The sequence below is a fragment of the Corynebacterium xerosis NBRC 16721 = ATCC 373 genome (assembly GCF_001552415.1).
Taxonomy (GTDB): domain Bacteria; phylum Actinomycetota; class Actinomycetes; order Mycobacteriales; family Mycobacteriaceae; genus Corynebacterium; species Corynebacterium xerosis.
The window spans coordinates 466,898-487,984 of sequence record NZ_BCRD01000002.1; the positions used below are offsets into that span (position 1 = coordinate 466,898).

15 protein-coding genes are annotated in these 21,087 nt (G+C 69.7%); 6 read left to right on the forward strand and 9 right to left on the reverse strand.

Translation table 11 applies throughout. The annotated features are described in order from the left end of the window. Complete coding sequence (tatB, locus tag CX1_RS12880; protein ID WP_082719113.1) at positions 1-579, forward strand: Sec-independent protein translocase protein TatB; 579 nt, start codon at positions 1-3, stop codon at positions 577-579. 427 nt (positions 580-1,006) lie between these two features. Here the strand turns inward: tatB and CX1_RS05000 are convergent, their stop codons facing one another. The 4 genes from CX1_RS05000 to CX1_RS05015 form a co-directional block, all read right to left on the reverse strand. Next, positions 1,007-2,149, reverse strand: coding sequence for a nitronate monooxygenase (locus CX1_RS05000; RefSeq protein WP_046651237.1), 1,143 nt, complete (start codon positions 2,147-2,149; stop codon positions 1,007-1,009). Positions 2,150-2,239: 90 nt separating this feature from the next. After that, positions 2,240-3,373, reverse strand: a complete 1,134-nt coding sequence (locus tag CX1_RS05005; RefSeq protein ID WP_046651204.1) for an Mrp/NBP35 family ATP-binding protein — start codon at positions 3,371-3,373, stop codon at positions 2,240-2,242. A gap of 11 nt (positions 3,374-3,384) precedes the next feature. Then, positions 3,385-3,972, reverse strand: a complete 588-nt coding sequence (locus CX1_RS05010; RefSeq protein ID WP_060925351.1) for a DUF1003 domain-containing protein — start codon at positions 3,970-3,972, stop codon at positions 3,385-3,387. Positions 3,973-3,975: 3 nt separating this feature from the next. Beyond that, positions 3,976-5,259 carry a magnesium transporter MgtE N-terminal domain-containing protein gene (locus CX1_RS05015; RefSeq protein WP_046651201.1) on the reverse strand — a complete coding sequence of 428 codons (1,284 nt, stop codon included), beginning with the start codon at positions 5,257-5,259 and terminating at the stop codon, positions 3,976-3,978. 230 nt (positions 5,260-5,489) lie between these two features. Here CX1_RS05015 and CX1_RS05020 point away from each other — a divergent pair, with 230 nt between their 5' ends. Further along, positions 5,490-5,972 (forward strand): YflT domain-containing protein, encoded by a 483-nt coding sequence (locus tag CX1_RS05020; protein WP_046651200.1) that lies wholly within the window; start codon positions 5,490-5,492, stop codon positions 5,970-5,972. 57 nt (positions 5,973-6,029) lie between these two features. Here the strand turns inward: CX1_RS05020 and CX1_RS05025 are convergent, their stop codons facing one another. Next, the gene (locus tag CX1_RS05025) at positions 6,030-7,091 is read right to left on the reverse strand and encodes a magnesium and cobalt transport protein CorA (RefSeq protein ID WP_244465535.1); all 1,062 of its coding nucleotides are present in this window, start codon (positions 7,089-7,091) and stop codon (positions 6,030-6,032) included. A gap of 144 nt (positions 7,092-7,235) precedes the next feature. Here CX1_RS05025 and CX1_RS05030 point away from each other — a divergent pair, with 144 nt between their 5' ends. After that, entirely contained in the window at positions 7,236-8,072 is an 837-nt protein-coding gene (locus tag CX1_RS05030) for a type 2 periplasmic-binding domain-containing protein (protein ID WP_146780660.1), read from the forward strand. Positions 8,073-8,193: 121 nt separating this feature from the next. Then, entirely contained in the window at positions 8,194-8,625 is a 432-nt protein-coding gene (locus CX1_RS05035) for an ArsR/SmtB family transcription factor (RefSeq protein WP_082719114.1), read from the forward strand. 468 nt (positions 8,626-9,093) lie between these two features. Here the strand turns inward: CX1_RS05035 and CX1_RS05040 are convergent, their stop codons facing one another. The 3 genes from CX1_RS05040 to CX1_RS05050 form a co-directional block, all read right to left on the reverse strand. After that, on the reverse strand, positions 9,094-12,816 hold the full coding sequence (locus CX1_RS05040; protein WP_046651199.1) for a multifunctional oxoglutarate decarboxylase/oxoglutarate dehydrogenase thiamine pyrophosphate-binding subunit/dihydrolipoyllysine-residue succinyltransferase subunit: 3,723 nt from the start codon (positions 12,814-12,816) through the stop codon (positions 9,094-9,096). Positions 12,817-12,881: 65 nt separating this feature from the next. Further along, positions 12,882-16,910: an ABC transporter ATP-binding protein gene (locus tag CX1_RS05045; RefSeq protein WP_060925352.1), complete on the reverse strand. Its 4,029-nt coding sequence runs from the start codon at positions 16,908-16,910 to the stop codon at positions 12,882-12,884. After that, complete coding sequence (locus CX1_RS05050) at positions 16,911-17,897, reverse strand: hypothetical protein (protein ID WP_174520145.1); 987 nt, start codon at positions 17,895-17,897, stop codon at positions 16,911-16,913. 462 nt (positions 17,898-18,359) lie between these two features. On the opposite strand from CX1_RS05050, the gene CX1_RS05055 reads away from it, so the two are divergent. Together CX1_RS05055 and CX1_RS05060 are read left to right on the forward strand one after the other, a co-directional pair. Beyond that, positions 18,360-19,265 (forward strand): (2Fe-2S)-binding protein, encoded by a 906-nt coding sequence (locus CX1_RS05055; RefSeq protein ID WP_046651195.1) that lies wholly within the window; start codon positions 18,360-18,362, stop codon positions 19,263-19,265. Positions 19,266-19,398: 133 nt separating this feature from the next. Continuing rightward, positions 19,399-20,337 (forward strand): hypothetical protein, encoded by a 939-nt coding sequence (locus tag CX1_RS05060; protein WP_046651194.1) that lies wholly within the window; start codon positions 19,399-19,401, stop codon positions 20,335-20,337. Between the two features lie 132 nt (positions 20,338-20,469). Here CX1_RS05060 and CX1_RS05065 read toward each other — a convergent pair whose 3' ends face one another. Continuing rightward, on the reverse strand, positions 20,470-21,051 hold the full coding sequence (locus tag CX1_RS05065; protein ID WP_046651193.1) for a hypothetical protein: 582 nt from the start codon (positions 21,049-21,051) through the stop codon (positions 20,470-20,472). Positions 21,052-21,087: the final 36 nt, after the last annotated feature.

A 21,087-nucleotide genomic window follows, 5' to 3' on the forward strand; every position in this document is an offset into this window, starting at 1 on the left:
GTGTTCTCAAACGTCGGCTGGGGAGAGATTCTCCTTCTACTCATCGTCGGGCTGGTGCTGATCGGGCCCGAGCGGCTTCCGCACATCATCACCGATGTCCGCGCGATGATCCTCGCCGCCCGCACCGCCATCGACGATGCGAAGCAGACGCTCACCGGCGATCTCGGCGAGGACTTCGACGAACTGCGCAAGCCCCTGGGCGAGCTGAGCGAACTGCGCAAGCTCAATCCCAAGACCGCGCTGACGCGCACGCTTTTCGACGGCGACGACACCTACCTCGACCTGCTGTCCGGCAAGCCCGCCGCAGGTGGAGGCGCCGCCGCGGCCGATGGGGCCGCTGGTGCGGCGGGTGCTGTTGGTGCTGGTGCCGCAGGTGCTGCGGGTGCTGCGGGTGCGGCCGCGGCGAATGCGGCCAACGCGAACCCCGGTGCCGCGCAGGGCGTGGCCGGCGGGAATGCGGCCGGTGGCAACCAGGCTGGGGGCAACAACGGCGGCGCCGGTGGATCGGCCGCCGCGAACCCGAACGCGGGTGGCGCCCAGGCCGGCGGCCACAACTGGGCCGACGACGACGTCCTCTAGTTTTCCCCGCGCTTGTGCTCGTGCGGCGGGGGAGTGAGCGCCGCGAGCCAACTGATGACGGGGTTCCAATTGGTGTCGGGGTTCGCCGTGCCGCCGTTTCCGGCTTTCGTGCCAAGGAGATGTCAACGCTGCGTTGGCAACCGCATTCGTGCTGGTCGCGAAAATCGATGGCATCTCCTCGGCATGAGGCGCCGTGATCGCTCGTGCGGTTTCATGCATATGCGGTTACACCCCTCCGTTCGGCTTGTGCATCGTCGCAGGTCATGGGCTGCACATGTGAAGCGGTGGCACCATAAATGCACGAACGGTCAGCGCCGCCCGGACATGTCGGGGTTCGCGGGCGCAGGCGGGCGCAGCGGCGGGGGAACGCGCGCCGCGAGTCCGGTGATGTCGGGGTTTGCGGGCGCGGGTGGTGTTTTGGGCGCGGCTACGGGGCGAGGTCGGCGAGGATCTCCTCCGCCGACGCCGCCCGGCACGACTTGTGGCCGACGCCGGCCCACAGGTTGAGGCCCTCGGGATCGCCGGCGGCGGTCGCGGCGGCGCGGATCGGCGAGGTCAGGAAGTGCACGTGCGGGTACGCTGCCGGTGCCTCGTCGGAGTACTCCAGCGTGAAGTCGTTTTCCAGGGCGCGGGCGTAGCGGCCGGAGAAGCACCTGGTCATCACGGTCTCGCGATCGTGGGCGAGCAAGGCGTTGCGGTGCGGCTCCCGGGTCCCGGCCTCCCCGGCGGTGAGCAGCAGAGTGCCGACCGCCACGGCTTCGGCGCCGGCCTCCATGAGCACGCGCACATCATGGGGCCCGCCGACGCCGCCGGCGGCGATGAGCGGCACGGTCGTGGCCTCGCCGTCGACGAGCACGGCGTAGTCGTCGGTCAGCGCGCGCACCGATCGCACCAGCGCCGCCGTGCCCGACACTCCCGCGTGGAAACCCACGGCCGCCGGCATCTCCGCGACGGCGAACGTCGACTGGTGTCCGCCGGCGCCGGGGCCCTGCACGATCAGGTAGTCGGCGCCGACGGCCAGCGCCGCCCGGGCTTCGTTCTGGCTGGTCACGGTTACGCCGACGGACTTGCCCGCGTCGTTGAGCGCCCGCACGATGGCCCGCTTCGGCAGCCCGAACGTGAAGGTCACCGTGGCCATCGCCTTGCTTGACGACGTCCCCCCGGCCCCGTCACCGGTGAGCAGCTCGATCTTCGCGTCCCAATCGTCGTCGGACCACTTCGGTTCGTCCGGAAGCTCCACGCTCGGGAAGTCGGCGGCCAGGCGATCCCGGTACTCCCGCCAGCCGGTGGAGACGTCCGGGTTCGGTACGAACAGGTTCACGCCGATGCGGCCGCCGACCGTCGACTCCCGGTTCGGGAAACCATGGGCCGGACGGCGGGAGGGCGAGCCGTCGTAAAGCGCGAAAGATGCGTCGATGACCTCGGCGAGCTTCGAGGCCGAGAGGTAACCCGCGGCGATCATGCCGAGACCGCCGGAGCGGGCGACCGCCGCCACCAATTCGGGCGTCGACGGGCCGCCGGCCATCGGGGCGCCGACGAGAGGGAGCGGGAGATCGCGGGGGCTGAACATGGCGTTCAGAATACGCATTTCACCGGCTGCGGCGGAAGAGCCCGCGGCCCCGATCGTCGGTTGTTTACAACGGTGTAACGCGGCGGGGGCCTACTTCGGCGTGACGCCCAGGCCCAGCGACTTGCCGGCCAGCGACTCGCGGCGCGTGAACAGCTTGCCCGCGATGTCGCTCAGCGCCTTGCCCGCGCCCGACTCCGGCTCCGACAGGACGATGGGCGTCCCCTCGTCGCCGCCTTCGCGCAGGCGCGTGTCCAACGGCACCTGGCCCAGCAGCGGCACCGTGCCGCCGGTGATCTGCGTCAGGCGCTTGGCCACGGTTTCGCCGCCGCCGGAACCGAAGACCTCCATCTTGGAGCCGTCGGGCATCTCCATCCAGCTCATGTTCTCGATGACGCCGGCGATGCGCTGGCGGGTCTGCAGGGAGATGGTGCCGGCGCGCTCGGCGACCTCGGCCGCCGCCATCTGCGGCGTGGTGACGATCAGCAGCTCGGCGTTGGGCACCAGCTGCGCCACCGAGATGGCGATGTCGCCGGTTCCCGGGGGCAGGTCGAACAGCAGGACGTCGAGGTCGCCCCAGAAGACGTCGGCCAGGAACTGCTGGATGGCGCGGTGCAGCATCGGGCCGCGCCACACGACCGGCGCGTTGTCGTCGACGAAGTGGCCGATGGAGATCAGCGATACGCCATGGGCCTGCGGCGGCATGATCATGTCGTCGACCTGGTGCGGCTTGTCCTCCGAGCCCATCATGTGGGGCACCGAGTGGCCGTAGACGTCGGCGTCGAGCACGCCCACCGCCAGGCCCTTCGCGGCCAGAGCGGCGGCGAGGTTGACCGTCACGGAGGACTTGCCGACGCCGCCCTTGCCCGACGCCACCGCGTACACGCGGGTGCGCGACTCCGGCTGGGCGAACGGGATGACCGGCTCGGAGGCCGAGCCGCGGACGGCGTTGCGGAATTCACGGCGCTGCTCGTCGTTCATCACGTCGGTGGTGACGGTGACGGCGCCGACGCCCTCGAGGCCCTTCAGGGCGGCCTCGGTGTTCTCGACGATGGTGTTCTTCATCGGACACGCGGCGATGGTGAGGTACACCTCGACGGCGACGTCGTTCGACTCCGAGATGGCGATGGACTTGACCATGCCGATCTCGGTGATCGGGCGACGGACCTCGGGATCCTCGACCGTGGAAAGGGCGGTGCGGACCTGGGCTTCAGTAATCGTGGACATCGCGTCGAATCCTATCGTTGACGGTGGTCGGGGTGGGAGCCGGGGTGTCGATCATCCGGGTGCCCGTCGGGGTGGCGGTCCTCCTGGTACAGGCGGGCCTCGATGCGCTCCAGCACGCCCGTGAGGTCGTCGAGTTCACGGCGCAGGTAATCGCGGGTGACCGCTTCGCCGACGACGGCGCGCACGCCGGCGATCTCGCGGGCCAGGAACTCGGTGTCGGCCTTGGTTTCGGCGGCGCGGCGGCGATCTTCGGCGATGGAGGCGCGGTCGCGGTCCTCCTGGCGGTTCTGGGCCAGCAGGATCAACGGCGCGGCATAAGCCGCCTGGGTCGAAAACGCCAGGTTGAGCAAGATGAACGGGTACGGGTCCCAGTTCCACCACATGCCGCCGATGTTCAGGGCGATCCACACGATGACGATGATCGTCTGGATGGCCAGGTACTTGCCGGTGCCCAGGAACCGGGCGACCCCCTCGGCGACCTCGCCGACGCGGTCGCCGTCGAAGTCGATGTACTTCTTGCGCCGGGCGACGACGGGCGTGTCCAGCTCCAACCGGTCCTTCGACAGGTTCACGCTGCCGTGGTGGGTGTCCTTGGCCATGGCCTACGCTTCCTTCTTCTCGTCCGGCCGGATGCCGTCCTCGCGCCAGTCCTCCGGGAGCATGTGGTCGAGCAGGTCATCGACGCTCAGCGCGCCGAGCAGGTGCCCCTCGTCGTCGACGACTGGGCCGCACACCAGGTTGTAGGTGGCGAAATACCGCGCCGCGATGGCGTCGTCGTCCTCGGCATACAAGGGCGGCAGGTCCGGGTCGAGGATGCCGCCGATCTGCGTCGACGGCGGTTCACGCAGTAGTTTCTGCAGGTGCACGCAGCCGAGGTAGCGTCCGGTCGGCGTCGCCGTCGGCGGCCGCACCACGAACACCATCGACGCCAGCGACGTCGGCAGCTCCGGGTCGCGGGCGCGGGCCAGCGCCTCGGCCACCGTCGTCGTCGGCTGCAGGATCAGCGGGTCGGAGGTCATCAGGCCACCGACCGAATCGGGCTCGAACACCATCAGGCGGCGCAGCGCCCGCGACTCCTCGGGGTCCATCAGCTCCAGCAGCACGTCGGCGCGGCTTTCGTCGAGTTCGCCCAGCAGGTCGGCGGCGTCGTCGGGGTCCATCTCCTCGAGGATGTCCGCGGCGCGCTCGATGGTGAGGTCCTCCAGGACTTCCGTCTGGTCGTCGTCGGGAAGCTCCTGGATGATGTCGGCCAGCAGTTCATCGTCGAGGGCCTCGGCGATGCGGCGGCGGCGTTCCGGCGCCATTTCGGTCATGGCCACGGCGATGTCGGCGGGGCGCATTTCGTGGAACTCCGCGATCAGCTCCGCGTCGTGGTCGCTGGGCTCCGCGCCGGCGCCGAGGCCGTGGACGTGATTCCACGGCGCCACGGCAACGGCCCGCCGCCCGCGCAGCCCGCGCTTGGGCCCCAGCACCGCCACGCGGGTGAGGATCCAATCGCGGGTGCGCGACCGCTCCATCTCCACGTCGGTGAGCTCCTGCGGCACGCCGTGCAGGTGCTCCAGATCGGGGTCGTCGATCTGCACCTTCGAACCGACCAGGTCGCTGAGCACGGTCGACTCGCCGGGCCGGGCCTTGAACTGGCGCATGGACACCAGGCCGGAGTTGAGCAGGATCTCGTTGGGCTCGATGGCGGTGATGCGCCCCATCGGCACGAAGACGCGGCGTTTGTCGGTCAGCTGCAGGACCAGCCCCAACGCCCGCGACGGCGCGCCGGAAGGCCGCAGCCGCACGACCACGTCGCGGGCGCGGCCGATGGCGTCGCCGTCGGGGTTGCGCACGATCATCCCCGACAAACGTCCCGCGTATACGCGGTCGATGGAAGTCATGACTACGAGGATAACCGTTGTTCCGGATCGCTCTTCCCCTTCGCGCCCGCTTGACGACGTCCCGACGCCCGCCCTGGTCCGGCCATGGAACAAAAGGGGCGTGCGAGCCGTTGAACGGGGAGAACGTGCGGGATTCGACCGCACGACGAGACGCGAAAAGTCGCGACGAGACATGTGCAGTCACGACGGGACGCGTGGAATCACGCCAACACACGAGGAGCATCAGCGCAATGGCCCAGGGCCGCACCTACGGAAAACCCGCCGCGACGCCGCCGGAGGGATGGCCCATCGGCACCTTCACCACCTACGCCGACGCGCAGGCCGCGGTCGACGAACTGTCGGACCGCGATGAGTTCCCGGTGTCGGACCTGACCATCGTCGGCGTCGACCTGATGCAGGTCGAGCGGGTGGTGGGCCGTTTGACGTGGGGCAAGGTCCTCGGCGGCGGCGCCCTGTACGGCATGTGGATGGGCCTGTTCTTCGGCCTGCTGCTCGGCCTGTTCCAGGAAGACTGGATCGCGCCGCTGATCACCGGCGTCGTCGTCGGCGCGGTGTTCGGCCTCATCCTCGCCGCGGTGCCGTACGGCATGCAGAACGGCCGCCGCGACTTCGCGTCGACCACCGAAATCGTCGCCGGCCGCTACGACGTGCTGTGCAACCCCCGCAACGCCGAAAAGGCCCGCGACCTGCTGGCCCAGCGCCGACTCAGGTAGTCGGCGCCGAAAAGTCCGGGTGCCTGGGCGCGCCGGTGGGCGTCGTCAAGCCACAAGTTAGAGCCACTTGTTGCGGCGCAGCAGCCACACCAGGAAGGCCACGACCACGGCCATGACGCCCAGCACGATGAAATAGCCGTACTCCAAGTGCAACTCCGGCATGTGGTCGAAGTTCATGCCGTAGATGCCCGCCAGCGCCGTGGGCACGGCCAGAATGGCCGCGTAGGCGGAGATGGTGCGCATGTCCGTGTTCTGCTGCAGCTGGATCTTCACCGCCGCGGCGTCGATGAGGGCGGAGAGTCGCTCGTCGAAACCCTGCGCCATGTCCGCCGCGACCAGCTGGTGGTCCAGGACGTCCTGCAGGTAGCGGCGCACGGCCTTCGGCATCAGCTGCCCGCGCATGCCCATCAGCGTGCGCAGCGTCGTGGTCAGCGGATCGATGGCGTGGCGCATCTCCAGGATCTCGCGCTTGAGAATGTAGATGTCCTCGATGTCCGTGACGTACCCCGGCTCGAAGACCTCGTCCTCCATGTCCTCGACGAGATCCTCCAGCTGCTGGACCGTGCGCAGGTAATCGTCGACCATGAGGTCGGTGATCGCCCAGAGGACGCCGGCCGGGCCCGGCTGGATCAACTCCGGTTCCTCCGCGACGCGCTCGCCCAACCGGCTCAGCCGCGCGCGGTCCATGCCCATGCGGATGGTGATGATGTAGTTGCGGCCCAGCACCATCAGCAGCTGGCCGGTGCTGATCTTCTCGTTCTCGTCCCAGCCGGTGCCCTCCGGCATGTAGTGGACCGAGCGGATGACGAAGACCAGGTGGTCGTCGTGGATCTCGACCTTCGGGCGCTGGCGGTGGGTCAGCGCGTCCTCCACGGTCAGTTCGTGCAGGCCGTACTCCTCGGCGATGGCGTCCATCTGGACCTCGTCGGGCCGCGACAGCGACAGCCACACGAAACCCTCGCCGCGGTTGCGGACCTCCTCCATCGCGCTGCGGTGGTCGAACGTGCCCTCCAGGCGGTGCCCGTCGACGTAGACGCCGCAGTCGCGCATCGCGTCGGGCGACGGGCGGATCGCCTTGCGGCGGTTCGGGCGCGGGACCTGTCGGGGGGACGAGGACACGGAAGCCTCCTTCGGGGGTAGTCTGGCGACGTCAAGCGACGTGTCGGCGCACGTCCCGGCGGTGCCCACCGGCAGCCGGGGCGCGGGCCACCCGCGTCGGCAACCCGCCGGACCGCCCGGCCAGAATCACGAGGAGCGACGGCGATGGACGCTGCGACGGAGCCTGTGGCGGATCCTGCGGCGGACCGGCATATCGGGAAGATCTTACGTCGTCATCGGCTCCGCCGCCGAACGGTCGGCCGCGCGATCGGCCGCGGGCCCGGGGCGCTGCTGTCGGCGGGAGTCGCGGGCGCACTCGTGCTGTCCGGCTGCGCGTCGCAGGATCCCGGCGTGCCCGAACCGCCGGTGCAGACGCAGCCGATCACGGTCGGCGCCGATCTGGCCGATGCCCAGCAGGCCGTGCTCGGCGAGGTCTACGTCGGCGCGATGGAACGCCGCGGCCGCGGGGCGGAGGCCGTCATCGACGTGCCGTCCGAAGAGCGCATGCAGGCGGTGCAGTCCGGCGGCGTGACGCTGTCGTTCGGCTGCACCGGAGAGCTGCTGGGCCTGATCGACCCGGTCACGGCCCGCGAGCTCGCCGACGAGTACATCGCCGACGACGACCCCGGCAAGGCCCTGTCGCCCGAGTGGCGCGACCGCGTCTACGCGGCGGTGTCGTCGGCGCTGCCCGGCGAGATCATGGCCACCGACCCCTCCAACGCGCAGGGCTGCGGCCGCGAGGACGGTCTGTCGGACGCCGAGGCCGCCGCGCTGGAGGCGTCCGTCGCCGACGACCCCGGCGCCGTGCTGCCGCAGCACATCGTGCCCTTCTACCTCAAGCCCGCGATGACCCGCTCCGACCGCGTCAACGTGCTCAACCGCGTCGCCGGGTCGATGTCGACCGAGGAGCTCGACAGGCTCACCGAGGACGTCGAGGACGGCGCCGACGCCGCCGAAACCGCCCGCGATTGGCTGGACACCTCCCGCTTCGCCACCGGATAGCCGGTCGGGCCAGCCCGGTGCCGGGGCTTTGCCCCGCATCCTGCTTTACGACGGGACGGCGGGGACGTGGCCGTCGCAAAGCAAAGGCAAAGGCGTGCCGCGACGGCGTTAAGCTGGCCACATGAGCAATTCCCCGCGCCCCGCCGACGACCACGCCCACCACGACGCCGGCCACGACACCGGCCGGGGACACGGCCCGCACGGGGATTCCGGGCACGCGACGTCGCTGGACGCGGATTCGCCGTACATCGACGTGGCCGTGGAGGTGTTCTCCATGCTCGCCGACCAGACGCGCATGAAGATCCTGCTGGTCCTGCGCGACGGCGAACTGCCCGTCGGCGAGCTGGCCGGGCGCGTGGGCAAGACGCCGACGAGCGTGTCGCAGCACCTGGCGAAGCTCCGGATGGCGCGGATGGTCCACGCGCGGCAGGAGGGGACGCGCGTGTTCTACTCGCTCGTCGACGAACATGCCGCGACGCTGGTGACGCAGGCGATCTACCAGGCCGAGCACGCCATCGACGGGGATCCGCACCCGCCGCGCCGCTGGCGCTGAGGTAAGCGGCGGGGCCGCGAGGGACGGGCCGGGCAAAGGCCGGAGTGGGGGCCGGAGGGGGACGCGAGCGGCGCAAGTGGGCGGGTGCCGCGGCGCGATTGTCGCGAGGGGCTGCCGCGTGTGAGTGCGGCGGCGTCTTCAAGCAGCAAGCCCGTTCTTCTCTTCGAGCCTGACCTCCCGTCCGCGCTCGCTTCCACAGGTACACGTCGAATGGACAGGCACACCTGTTCTGCCACGTGTAACTGTCAGTTCGACGTGTACCTGTGGGAAGGGGCGGCGCGGGTAGGAGAGCGTGCGGGAGGGGCGGCGCGGGGAGGGGCGAGTGCGGGATGGGCCGCGCGGGGAGAGCGCGGGAAAGCGCGGGACGGACCCGAACATGCGGAAGGCCCCCGCCCGGACCGAAGTCCGGGCGGGGGCCTCACCAACCCCTTGGTGCCGCGTCAGGCGATCAAGCGCCGGCTCGAAGGCCTACTTGAACGCCTCTTCCAGCAGAGCCTTCTGCTCGACCGCGTGCACCTTGGCCACGCCGGTCGCCGTCGACGACTGGGCGCGACGGGAAACGCGGGTGAGCTTCGGCATGTCCGGCAGCGCCTCCGGCAGACCCAGCGCCAGGAACGGCCACGGGCCCTGGTTCGCCGGCTCGTCCTGCACGAAGCGGACCTCGGTGGCGTTCGGGTAGTTGTCGAACGCGTCCTTCAGGCGGTTGAACGGGATCGGGTGCAGCATCTCCAGGCGGACGATGGCGACGTCGTCGCGCTTGTCCTTCTGGCGCTTCTTCTCCAGCTCCCAGTACAGCTTGCCGGAGACCAGCAGGATGGTCTTGACCTTGTCCTTGTCGCCCTCGCCGGACAGGAAGTACTGGTCGTCGATGACGGACTTGAACTTCGTCTGCTCGGTGAACGCCTCGACCGGGGACACGGCCGCCTTGTTGCGCAGCATCGACTTCGGGGTGAAGACGATCAGCGGGCGGTGCAGGTCCGACAGAGCGTGACGACGGAGCAGGTGGAAGTAGTTCGCCGGATCCGACGGCTGGGCGACGGTGTACGAACCCTCCGCGGCCAGCTGCAGGAAACGCTCGATGCGGGCGGACGAGTGGTCCGGGCCCTGGCCCTCGTAGCCGTGGGGCAGCAGCAGGATCAGCTTGGAGGTCTGGCCCCACTTCGCCTCACCGGACGAGATGTACTGGTCGATGATGGTCTGCGCGCCGTTGGCGAAGTCGCCGAACTGCGCCTCCCACGCCACGACGGCGTCCGGGTTGCCCAGGGTGTAGCCGTACTCGTAGCCCATGGCCGCGAACTCAGTCAGTGCCGAGTTGTAGACCATGAAGCGGCCGCCGTTGCCCTGCGCCTCGGCGTACGCGTCGATCGGGTTGTACTCCTCGCCCGTCTTCGGGTCGATGAGCACCGCGTGGCGCTGGGTGAACGTGCCGCGGCGGACGTCCTCGCCCGCCAGGCGGACGGTGCGGCCGGCACCGGCGAGCGAACCGAAGGCCAGCAGCTCGGCGAAACCCCAGTCGATGCCGCCTTCCTTCGACGCCTGGGCGCGCTTCTTCGCGACCGGCGCGACGCGCGGGTGCGCCTCGAAGCCCTCCGGCACGTCGACGTGCGCGTTGCCGATGGCCTGCAGCTCGACCTTGTCGATGCTGGTGTCCAGGCCGTGGGGCAGCGGCTGCGAACCGGTGATGCCGGTCTGTTCGCCCGGGGTGCCGGCCTCGGCGGAGCGGACCTCGTTGAACACGGCCTCCATCTGGTCGTGGAAGTCGCGGCGGGCGGCCTCGGCCTCTTCCTCGGAGAGGTCGCCGCGGCCGATGAGGTCCTCGGTGTAGGCGGCGCGGACGCCTTCCTTGGCGTCGATGACGTCGTACATCGCCGGCTGGGTCATCGACGGGTCGTCGGCCTCGTTGTGGCCGCGCTTGCGGTAGCAGACGAGGTCGATGACGACGTCCTTGCCGTAGCGGTTGCGGTACTCGACGGCCAGCTGGCCGACCCACACGACGGCCTCCGGGTCGTCGCCGTTGACGTGGAACACCGGGCAGCCGTAGGCCTTGGCCAGGTCGGTGGCGTAGTACGACGAACGGGAGGAATCGGGGGAGGTGGTGAAGCCGATCTGGTTGTTCACCACGATGTGGACGGTGCCGCCGACCTTGTAGCCGCGCAGGGTCATCAGGTTCAGCGTCTCCTGGACGATGCCCAGGCCCGCGAAGGCGGCGTCGCCGTGCAGCAGCATCGGCATGACGGTGTAGCCCTCTTCGCCACGGTCGATGATGTCCTGCTTCGCGCGCGCCAGGCCCACGACGACCGGGTTGACGGCCTCGAGGTGGGACGGGTTGGCGGTCAGGGTGACGTCGATCTCGCCGTCGCCGAACATCTGGATGTGCTGGCCCTGCGTGCCCAGGTGGTACTTCACGTCACCGGAACCGCCGGCCTGCGCCGGGTCCATGTTGCCCTCGAACTCGGTGAAGATCTGCGACAGGGGCTTGCCGACGATGTTGGCCAGCACGTTGAGGCGGCCGCGGTGCGGCATGCCGATGACGACCTCGTCGAGGCCCTGGCCCGCCGCGGTGTCGATGGCGGCGTCCATGAGCGGGATCAGCGACTCGGCGCCCTCGAGGGAGAAGCGCTTCTGGCCGATGTACTTGGTCTGCAGGAAGTTCTCGAATGCCTCGGCGGCGTTGAGCTTCTGCAGGATGTACTTCTGCTCGGCGTGCGTCGGGCGCGGCTGGCCGCCCTCGATGCGGTCCTGCAGCCACTCGCGCTCGTCGGCGTCGAGGATGTGGGTGTACTCCGAACCGACCTTGAGGCAGTAGGCGTTGCGCAGGCGGATGAGCACCTCGCGCAGCGTCATCGTCTCCTTGCCGCCGAAACCGCCGACGTTGAACGTGCGGTCGTAGTCCCACAGGGACAGGCCGTGCGTCGCGATGTCGAGGTCGCGGTGGTCCGGGGTGATGATGTTCGGGTGGTCGAAGTGCAGCGGATCGATGTCCGCGAGCAGGTGGCCGCGCTGGCGGTAGGCCTCGATGAGGCGCATGACGCGGGTGTTCTTGTCCACGCCGACGTTCGGGATGTCCTGCGCCCAGCGGACCGGGGTGTAGGGCACGCCCATGTCCTCGAAGATATGGTCCCAGAACTTGTCGTCGACCAGCAGCTGCGACATGGTGCGCAGGAACTCGCCGGACTCGGCGCCCTGGATGATGCGGTGGTCGTACGTCGAGGTGATGGTCACCAGCTTGCCGACGCCCAGCTCGGCGAGGCGGTCGGCGGAGGCGCCGGCGAACTCGGCGGGGTAATCCATGGAGCCGACGCCGATGATGGCGCCCTGGCCCTTGGTCAGGCGCGGCACGGAGTGGCGGGTGCCGATGCCGCCCGGGTTGGTCAGCGAAATGGTGACGCCCGAGAAGTCCTTGCCGGTCAGCTTGCCGTTGCGGGCGCGGACCACGATGTCTTCGTACGCCTCGACGAACTGCTTGAACGACAGGGTCTCGCACTCGCGGATGGCCGCCACGACCAGCGCGCGGGAGCCGTCCTTGTTCTGCATGTCGATGGCCAGGCCGAGGTTGATGTTCTCCGGCACGACCAGAGTCGGCTTGCCGTCGACGACCTCGTAGGCGTTGTTCATGTCCGGGTGGGCCATGACGGCCTTGATCATCGCGTAGCCGATGATGTGGGTGAACGAGATCTTGCCGCCGCGGGTCCGCTTGAGCTGGTCGTTGACCAGGGTGCGGTTCTCGAACATGAGGCGGGCCGGCATGTCGCGCACGGACGTCGCCGTCGGGATCTCCAGCGAGAGGTCCATGTTCTTGGCGATGGCCTTGCCGATGCCCTTCAGCGCGGTCTTGCCGGCCTCGGGGGCCTCGGCGGCCGCCGCGACGTCCATGGGGGACTTCTTGGCCTTGATGGGAGCCGCCTTCTGCGGGGTGCGGGTCGGCTCCGGGCCCTTCGACGGGCGGCGGCCCGTCTCCTTGACCTCGGCTTCAGTCGCCGCGGCGCGCTTGGCCATGGGAGCCGGATCCTGGGTGGCGTTGCGCGGGGTGGCGGAACCGATGCGGCTGGCGGCCGACAGGTCCGTACCGGAGGCGTTCTTGGTGAAGTAATCCCGCCATTCCTGGTCGACGGACTGGGGATCCTTCTTGAACTGCTGGAACATCTCGTCGACCAGCCACTCGTTCTGGCCGAAGCTCATGTCGCTGCTCACGGCAGGTACTCGCCTCATTTCATGTTGATTGCATTCACGCGGGACCGCGGAGTTTTAGGGGTCAATCAAGGATAACGGTTCATGCCCGGTTCCTCCACGTCCGCCGTCCCTTTATGGTAACTGGCCCACAGTTTCGCGTAGGTGCCGCATGCCGCCAGTAGGTCGGCGTGCGTGCCGTCTTCGATGATGCGTCCACGATCGAGGACGAGGATGCGGTCGGCGCGGGCGGCGGTGGCCAGCCGGTGGGCGACGATGACGGAGGTGCGGCGGCCGGTGGCGCGATCGGCGGCGGCGAGGATCGTGGCTTCGGTGGAGGGGTCGAGGGTGGCGGTCGCCTCATCGAGCAGAAGCAGCGCCGGGTCGACCATTTCGGCCCTGGCCAGCGCAATCAGCTGGCGTTGGCCCGACGAAAGGCCGCGGCCGCGCTCGCCGACCGGGTGGGTGAAGCCGCCGGGGATCGCGGCGATGGCGGTCAGGGCGCCGACTCGCCGTGCGGCGTCGGTGATCTCGGCTTCGGTGGCGCCGGGGCGCCCGTAGGCGATGTTGGAGGCGATGGTGCCGTGGAACAGGTGCGGTTCCTGCGGCACGTAGCCGAGCACGCCACGCCACTCTTCCAGGGGAAACTTGCGGATGTCCGTCCCCGACGCCCGCACGGACCCGTCGACCGGGTCGTGGAACCGGGCCAGGAGCTTGACGACGGTCGACTTCCCCGCGCCCGTGGTCCCCACGACGGCGACGGTCTGGCCGGAGGGAATGTGGAGATTGAGATGCTCCAGGATGACGGGGGCAGTGGGGGTGCCGTCGCCGGCGGATTCGGGCCCGCCGTCGGACCCGGCGGAAGTTTCGGCGTCGGAAACGGGTGCGGCGGCGGAGTAGTGGAACGTGACGTCGTCAAGCGAAATGTCGCCCTTGGCCGCCGACCTCGCACCCGGGGACCGGCCCGTGTCGGCGACGAGGGCTTCGGTGGCCAGCAGATCCGAAATGCGGGTGAGTCCGACGCGGGCCTGCTGGTAGCCGTCGAAAACCTGCGACAGCTGCTGGATCGGGCCGAAGAGCATGCCCAGGTACAGGGTGAAGGCGATGAGGACGCCGGCGGTGGTGGCGCCCTCGGCGACCTGGGTGGCGCCGACGAACAGGACGGCGGCGGTGGTCAGCTCGGCGATGAGGTTGATGCCGGGGAAGAACGTGGCCACCGCGCCCTGCGCGCGGATGCGCAGGCGGCGGTAGCGGTCGGACTCGCGGGTGAAGGACTCCTCGACGTCGGCGACGCGGTGGTGCATCTGGATGGCGCGCAGGCCGCCGATGGCCTCCTGGAAGTCGGCGTTGACGGTGGAAACCTGCTCGCGGGCGGCGGTGTAGAGCTTCGACGAAATCGATCGGAACACCACCGTCGCCGCGGCGACGACGGGCAGCGCCAGCAGCGCCACGCCGGCCAGCGTCATGTTGGTGGCAAGCAGCATGCCGGTGACCCCGAAGAGCGTGAACAGCGCGATGATGCCCTGCGCGACGCCCGTCTGCAGGAACGAGGACAGAGCGTCGATGTCGGTGGTCATGCGCGTCATGATCCGCCCCGACCGCTGCCGCTCGAAGAAGTCGAGCCCCAGCGAATGCAGGTGACGGAAGGAGCGCACGCGAAGGGCGTAGAGCAGTCGTTCACCCGTGCGCGAGGTCAGCACCGTGGTGCCCGCGATGGCCAGGAAACTGAGCATGACGACGCCCAGGCCCGCCGCCGCAGCCAGCCACAGCGAGGTTTCGTCGCCCGCGGAGACGCCATCGTCGATGGCCCAGCGCACCAGCATGGGGAACGCGAGGTCGGCGGCGGTGGTCACCAGCAGCAGCGCGATGACCGACAGGATGAGCAGCCGCGCATTCGACAGCAGGCCCGGCAGGCTGAAGGGCTTCGAGTCGTCGAGCGCGGAGGCGGCGATGCGGGGCTTTTCGTTGGCCGGCGGCAGCGCGTCGATGCGGTCGAGGAGGTCCCGGGTGACGGGGGCGTTCATCATCGCCGCGCCCATGCCGCCGCCCATTCCGCCACCGCCGCCCATTCCTCCGCCCATCCCGCCGCGGCCACCGCCCATGCCACCGCCGCCCATGCCCCGGGCGCCCTTGGTGGACATGGTGCGGTTGGCGGCGCGGCTCATGGCGCGGGCATCGGTGGACTCGGGGTCGCCGTCACCATCGGCGTCAGCGTTGGAGGGCCACAGCTCAGCGTGATCCGGCTCGGCGCAGTCGGGGGCGTCGATGACCAGGGGAGCGGCGTCGCCGGACCGCGACGCTTCCAGGGCGGCTCGGGCGCGGGCACGGTCGGCGTCGGACAGATCCATCAGGTCGGCGAAGCCGGGGTGGGAGGCCACGAGCTCGTCGCGGGTGCCGTACCCCGACACGCGGCCGCCGTCCAGGATGAGGATGTGGTCGGCCAGCTCCAGCGTCGACGAACGGTGGGCGACGATGACCGTGGTGATGTCGCCATAGTGCGTGCGCAGCGCATCGAAGATGAGGGATTCCGTGCCGGCGTCGATGGCCGACGTCGCGTCGTCGAGGACGAGGATGCGCGGGCGGGCCAGCAGCGCGCGGGCCAGGGCGACGCGCTGGCGCTGGCCGCCGGACAGCGTGTGGCCGCGTTCGCCGATGGCGGTGTCCCAGCCGTCGGGAAGCTGGTCGATAAAGGTGACCTGGGCGTGGGCGGCGGCGCGTTCGATGTCGGCGTCGGTGGCCTCCGGGTCGGCCAGTGCGATGTTGTCGCGCAGGGTGCCGGTGCGCAGGAAGGGCTCGTCGGGCACGACGGTGATGGCGTGGCGGACGTCGTCGGCGGTGGCCAGGGCGATGTCGACGGAAGCGGTGTCGGGAGCGCCCACACCGACGATCTCGACGGAACCGGAATCGGCCACGTAATGGCGCCCGAGCAACTCGGTGAGGATGGTCTTGCCCGACCCCGGGGGACCCACCAGCGCCAGGGTGGAACCGGCGGGGAGGTCGACGGAGACGTCGTCAAGCAAAGTGCGCCCGCCCCGCGAATGCGTCACCCCGCGAAGGCGCAGGCCCACCGGCCCCGCGGGGACGGGGAGGGGATCGGCGGGATCGGGATGGTCGGGCAGGGACTCGATGACCTCGCCGACGCGGTCGATGCTCGCGGCCGTCAGCTGCAGCGAAATGAGCATCGTGGAGACCATGCGCGACAGCGCCGTCAGCGTGGTCAGGTACGTGGCGAAGGCGACGAACGTGCCCACCGTGATCCGGCCCTGCAGCGCCAGCCACCCGCCGACGGCGATGTTGGCCACCAGCGACACCTGCGGCAGCGCCTGCAGTGCCGGCTGGAAACGTGCGTTGAGCTTCGCCGAGCGCATCCGCAGGGCGTAGAGGCCGCGGGAGAGCGAATCGAGCTCGTCGACCTCGCGCGTCGACTGGGCGAAGGCCTTGACCACGCGCACGCCCGTGACCGTTTCCTCGACGTGCGTGGCGACGTCGGCGGCCTTCTGCTGCGCCGTCCACGTCGCGGCGTAGAGCGCCGACCGGGATTTCAGGGCGATGGCGACGACCGCCGGGATCACCGCCAACCCGACCAGCGTCAGGGGCAGCGACAACATGAGCATGACGCCGACGGTGAGGAAGATCTTCAGCACCGACCCCAGCGTCAGCGGCAGCATCGCCAGCATCCCCTGGATGCCCTGCAGATCCGAGATCGACCGGGAGACGACCTGGCCGGTGCGGACGCGGTCCTGCGCCGGGCCGTCGAGCGCCTGCAACGCAGTGAGCAGGCGGACGCGCAGATCGTGCTGCACGTCCAGCGACAGCACGCCCGCGGTGAAGCGGCGGACCACCTGCACCAGGAAACGCGCCACACCGACGCCGACGAACACCGCGATGACCGCCGCCAACGGGGCCATGCCGGAAAACACGGACGCCGACGCGCCGCCGTCGCCCTGGCCCGTGGCGACGTCGATGGCGTCGCGCGTCAGCAGCGGAGTGATGGTCTCCAGGACGGTGAGCAGCACCGTCGACGCGACCACCGCCGCCAGCGGCCCCGGGTGCCGCAGGCAGGAACGCCAGATGGCGCGCGCCGGGCGACTCGGGGACGTGACGGCGGAATCGGACATTTAGGCGCCGGCGCCCTTGCCGGAATCCTTGCGGGAGTCCTCGCCCGTGTGGTCGTCCTTGCCTCCGATGGAACCGAAGGACAGCGGGATCTTCGGCAGGGAGAACTTGGCCTTGTCGACGTCGTCGTCGGAAAGCTCGAAAGTGTCCGGCCACGTCGCCGGAATGGGGCCGAGCGCCAGGCGGGCGCGCTCGAGCAGCGTCTTGCCGATCTTGCGGTTCGCGCCCGCGCCGACGACCGCGCCGATGCCCATGGGCATGAGCTTGCCCACGATGGCCAGGCGCGCCGACTTGGCGATGCGCTTCTGCGCCTGCTTGATCAGCACCTTGTTCAGGCCGCCGAGCTGCGGGATGCCCAGGCGCGCGATCAGCGACGCGGCGGGGTCCTTCTCGGGGGCCTGCTTGCGCAGCGGCTCGTCGCCCATAGCGGCGGCGACCAGCGCGGTGCCGGACGAGCCCATGAGCGTGACCAGCACCAGGCTGCGGCGGCGCTCCTCTTCCTCGATGTCGATGCCGCGCAGCGACGCCGACGCCAGGGTGTACCAGGCGGCGATCTCCAGGAACACGACTGACTCCAGCGCCACGGCGCCGAGGCCAGTGACGAATCCGACGCCCGGGATGACCGCCGCACCGCCGGCCGCGCCACCGGAGCCGGTGACCAGGGCCAGGAAGTGGTCGTCGATGCGGTCCTGGATCTGCGCCGGGGTCTCGTGCGGCTTGCGGGCGTGGAGCTGGCGGACGTAGCCGGTGATCAGCGAGGTCTGCCAGCCCATGGCGGTGTCCAGCGACTTGATGAGCATGCGGCCGGCGACGCCGGTCTCGTCCTGCAGCTTCTTGGGGTCCGAGCCGACGGCGTCGGTGAGGAAGCCGCCGTCGCGCGGGGCGCTGTCCACGCCGATCGGGCCGTCGCCGGTCGAGCCGGCCGAGCCGGCCTTCTGGTCGCGGTCCTTGTCACGGTCCTTGTCGTTCTTGCCGAAGAATCCGAACATGGGGGTTCCTCCCTGGTCGTCGGTTATCGGACTGATTCTATCCGCAATCCCGGATCGAAGCGCCCCGTGGTGAGTGCCGTTATCCAACTGTGCCGTTTCGTGCGGGCCGCCTCATCGGTGCGGCTTCTTGCTTGACGACGGCCCGGCGTCCCCATCGTCCGCCCTCTTGTTCATCGCGAGATTCGCCTCGACGGAGTAACAAATTTGCTATCGCCCAAAATGGGACAACCTGCTACTGGAAAACGCCAGGTCGCGTCGAACGTCGCCGTCCCGTTTCGGGCGACTCTCGGAGAATTGGGGCCGGTGAGTCTGGTGTGACTCCGGCGGCGTCGGCAATAGTGGGCGTCCGTTCTTCATGGGCGGTTGTCCCTAGGCTGGAATGGAAAGCCGGAATGGAATGCGCGGTGGATCTGCGGTGGAAGGTGGCTGGTCGTGGTGGGCGGGACGTCGTCAAGCAAAGACATGGGAAACGTCGGGACCATTCCCGAGCCGGCGCGGGAGTACGCGCGGACGTTCGCCGAGATCCCGCGGCTGAGCGCCGAAGTCGTCGCCCACGACGGCATGGCGTGGTGGGCCGGGGAGGACGCGCGGGCCGTGCTGGGCGACGGCGACTTCCTGCGGGCGCGCATCGACGCCGGGCGGGCGCTGTTCCCCATGCCCGACGCCGCGGCGAAGGGGGAGGCGGCGTCGGGGCAGGCGGGCGACGCGCGGTTCCAGACGCAGCTGTGGTGGTACTCGACGTGCAACTCGTGGCTGGGGCCGGCGGTGGCGTCGATCGTGGTGCAGGGGCGGGCGCCGAAGCCGGAATGGGCGGCGACGACCGTGTTCTCGCGCGACGACTACTGGCTGGGGTTCGCCGCCGACGAGTTCGTGGACCTCGGCGCGGAGGCGGGGCTGGAGCCCGGCGATCCGGGCGCCGCCGATCCCGTGCGCGCTTACGGAGCGGCGCTGGGGCGGATGGCCGAGCCGACCGTCGCTGCGATGGAGGCGGAGCTGGGGGTGCGGCCGGCGCCGTCGTGGGCGATCGTCGCGGACGGGCTGGCGGGGGCGGCGGTGGCCGCGGGCAACGAGGTCATGGAGCCGTGGGCGGGCGCGCTGATCGGATCGTGGCTGGTGGAAGGCCTGGGCGAGGTGGCGCGGGTGCCGGCGCCGCGGTTCGTCGACGTCGATGCGGGCGCCGGGCCGGAGGGCGTGGCGCCCACGGATCTGGCGGCGGCGGCCGACGGGGAGATGGCGGATTTCGATGTGGCGACGCACCTGGAGCGGGCGTCGTGCTGCATGATCTACCACTGCCCGGATGCGGATCTGTGCGTCTCGTGCCCGCGCCGGTCGGCGGAGGAGCGCCGGGCGCTGTGGGCGGGGGCGTGACGGTGGCCGGGCCGGGGTGCGCGCCGGGCGTTTGCGCGGCGGCGTGACCGGTGCGTTGTGGCTACGATGGCGTGCGGGCCGCGGCCGGTGAGCGGGCGATGGGCTGACGTCGATTGAGGGAAAGGTCCCATTCATGAGCTTCTTCGAGCAGATTGCCGCGGCGCTTGACCGCGAGGACATCGAGAGCCGGGTCAACGGAGACACCCTCTTCGTGCCCATCACCATGGATCTGGAGGTCCAGTTCGTCACCATCGACGATGAGTTGCCGGCGGCGGAGGTGTACGTCGCGGCGGCCGACGTCGATTCGGACGACGATGATTTCGAGGCCGTGCTGGTGTCGGTGGTGTTCTCGGTGGAGGACGCCGTGGAGGCGGTGGCGCATCATGTGGCCACCGATCGCGTGGTGACGTTGCTGCGGGTGCTGCTCGACGGTGAGGACGATCGCGTGGCGGATCTGGAGTTCGAGCAGGATGCCGAGGAGGCGACGCTGGTCACCGCCGAGGTGGGGGAGGCGTCGCTGCTGCAGGTGCTGGTCACGGCCAACGGCAATGAGCCGGTGGCGCACGTGCGGTTCATCGCACAGGACGAGAACCTGGATGACATCGTGGATCAGGCGATCGCGGAGTTCTGGGATTCGGACACCGAGACGATCCTGACCGACGACGATCGCCGCAAGATGTTCGCGGACCTGTACGCCGATGCGGCGAGCCTGCGCAACGAGGTACTGACGCTGGGGGCGTTCACGGACTTCGACAAGCTGCTCGACGTCCTGTCGCTGGCCGCGGATCGCGCGGAGGAGTGGGAGGACCAGCTCGCGCCGGTCGAGGATGGTTTCGCCGAGTCGCTGTACTCCACGTACCAGGACGACGACTGGGACGAGGATGATGATGACGACGATTACGACGACAACGACGAAGACGACTTCGACGATGCCGATGAGCTTGACGACGATGACCTCGACGACGAGGAACCGGAAGGCAAGGGCGCCGCTGCCGGAGACGATGCGGATGACGCCGAGGCGAAGATGACCGCGGCCGTCGACAAGTCCAAGGACGCGGACGACGAGAAGTAGTAGCACGTAGCGCGAATCCCGGGAGCGGGGCACTGGCAGTGAGCCGGTGCCCCGCTTTCGGGTTTGCGCCTACGTCACGGCGATTCGGTGGAGGGCGCGGGCCAGCGTCGCCGCGTGAGAAGTATCCGTTGCCTATGCCGCCCGGGATCGTGGAGTGAAGAGCTCGGGTGGGCTGGTGAATACGCGCCCTTCGCGATCGCCGATCCAACTGAATCGGAAGGCCCCGCTGGCGGGGTCGGTGCCGTTGGGGTGGATGTTCGCGGCGTCGTGCTCGTCATGCAGGGCTTCGGCGATCGCGCGGGCGTGGACGGGGCCAGCGAGGGGAGTGGGCTGGTCGTCGTGAAGCCCGACGAGAATGGATGCCGTGAAGAGGTACACCGGCTGGCCACCGAGCATCAGGTATTCGGGATAGCGCAGCGATAGATCCCGGACCACGCCGGCGGGGACGCGGATGCGGTGTGTGCGGATGGTCGCGGTGACTCCGTCGGCGTCGGGCAGCGTGATCGTGTGGTCGAGTGCGCCCGGGCGCACCGCGCGGGCGGCGACGGGGTGTCGGTAGAACGTGGAGACCAGGGCGAGCTCGTCGCGGCACGTGGCGCGGTAGCGGCTGGCGAGTGAGTTGGCGGGCTGGGGAAGCTGTTGGACGCCCTGGTCCTGGGCCTGCTGACCGGGAGTGTGCTGGTGGGATGCGGGAAGGTTCGAAGAGTTCGTCATGACCCGCAGGGTAGAACATGAGTCGGACGAGTGTTC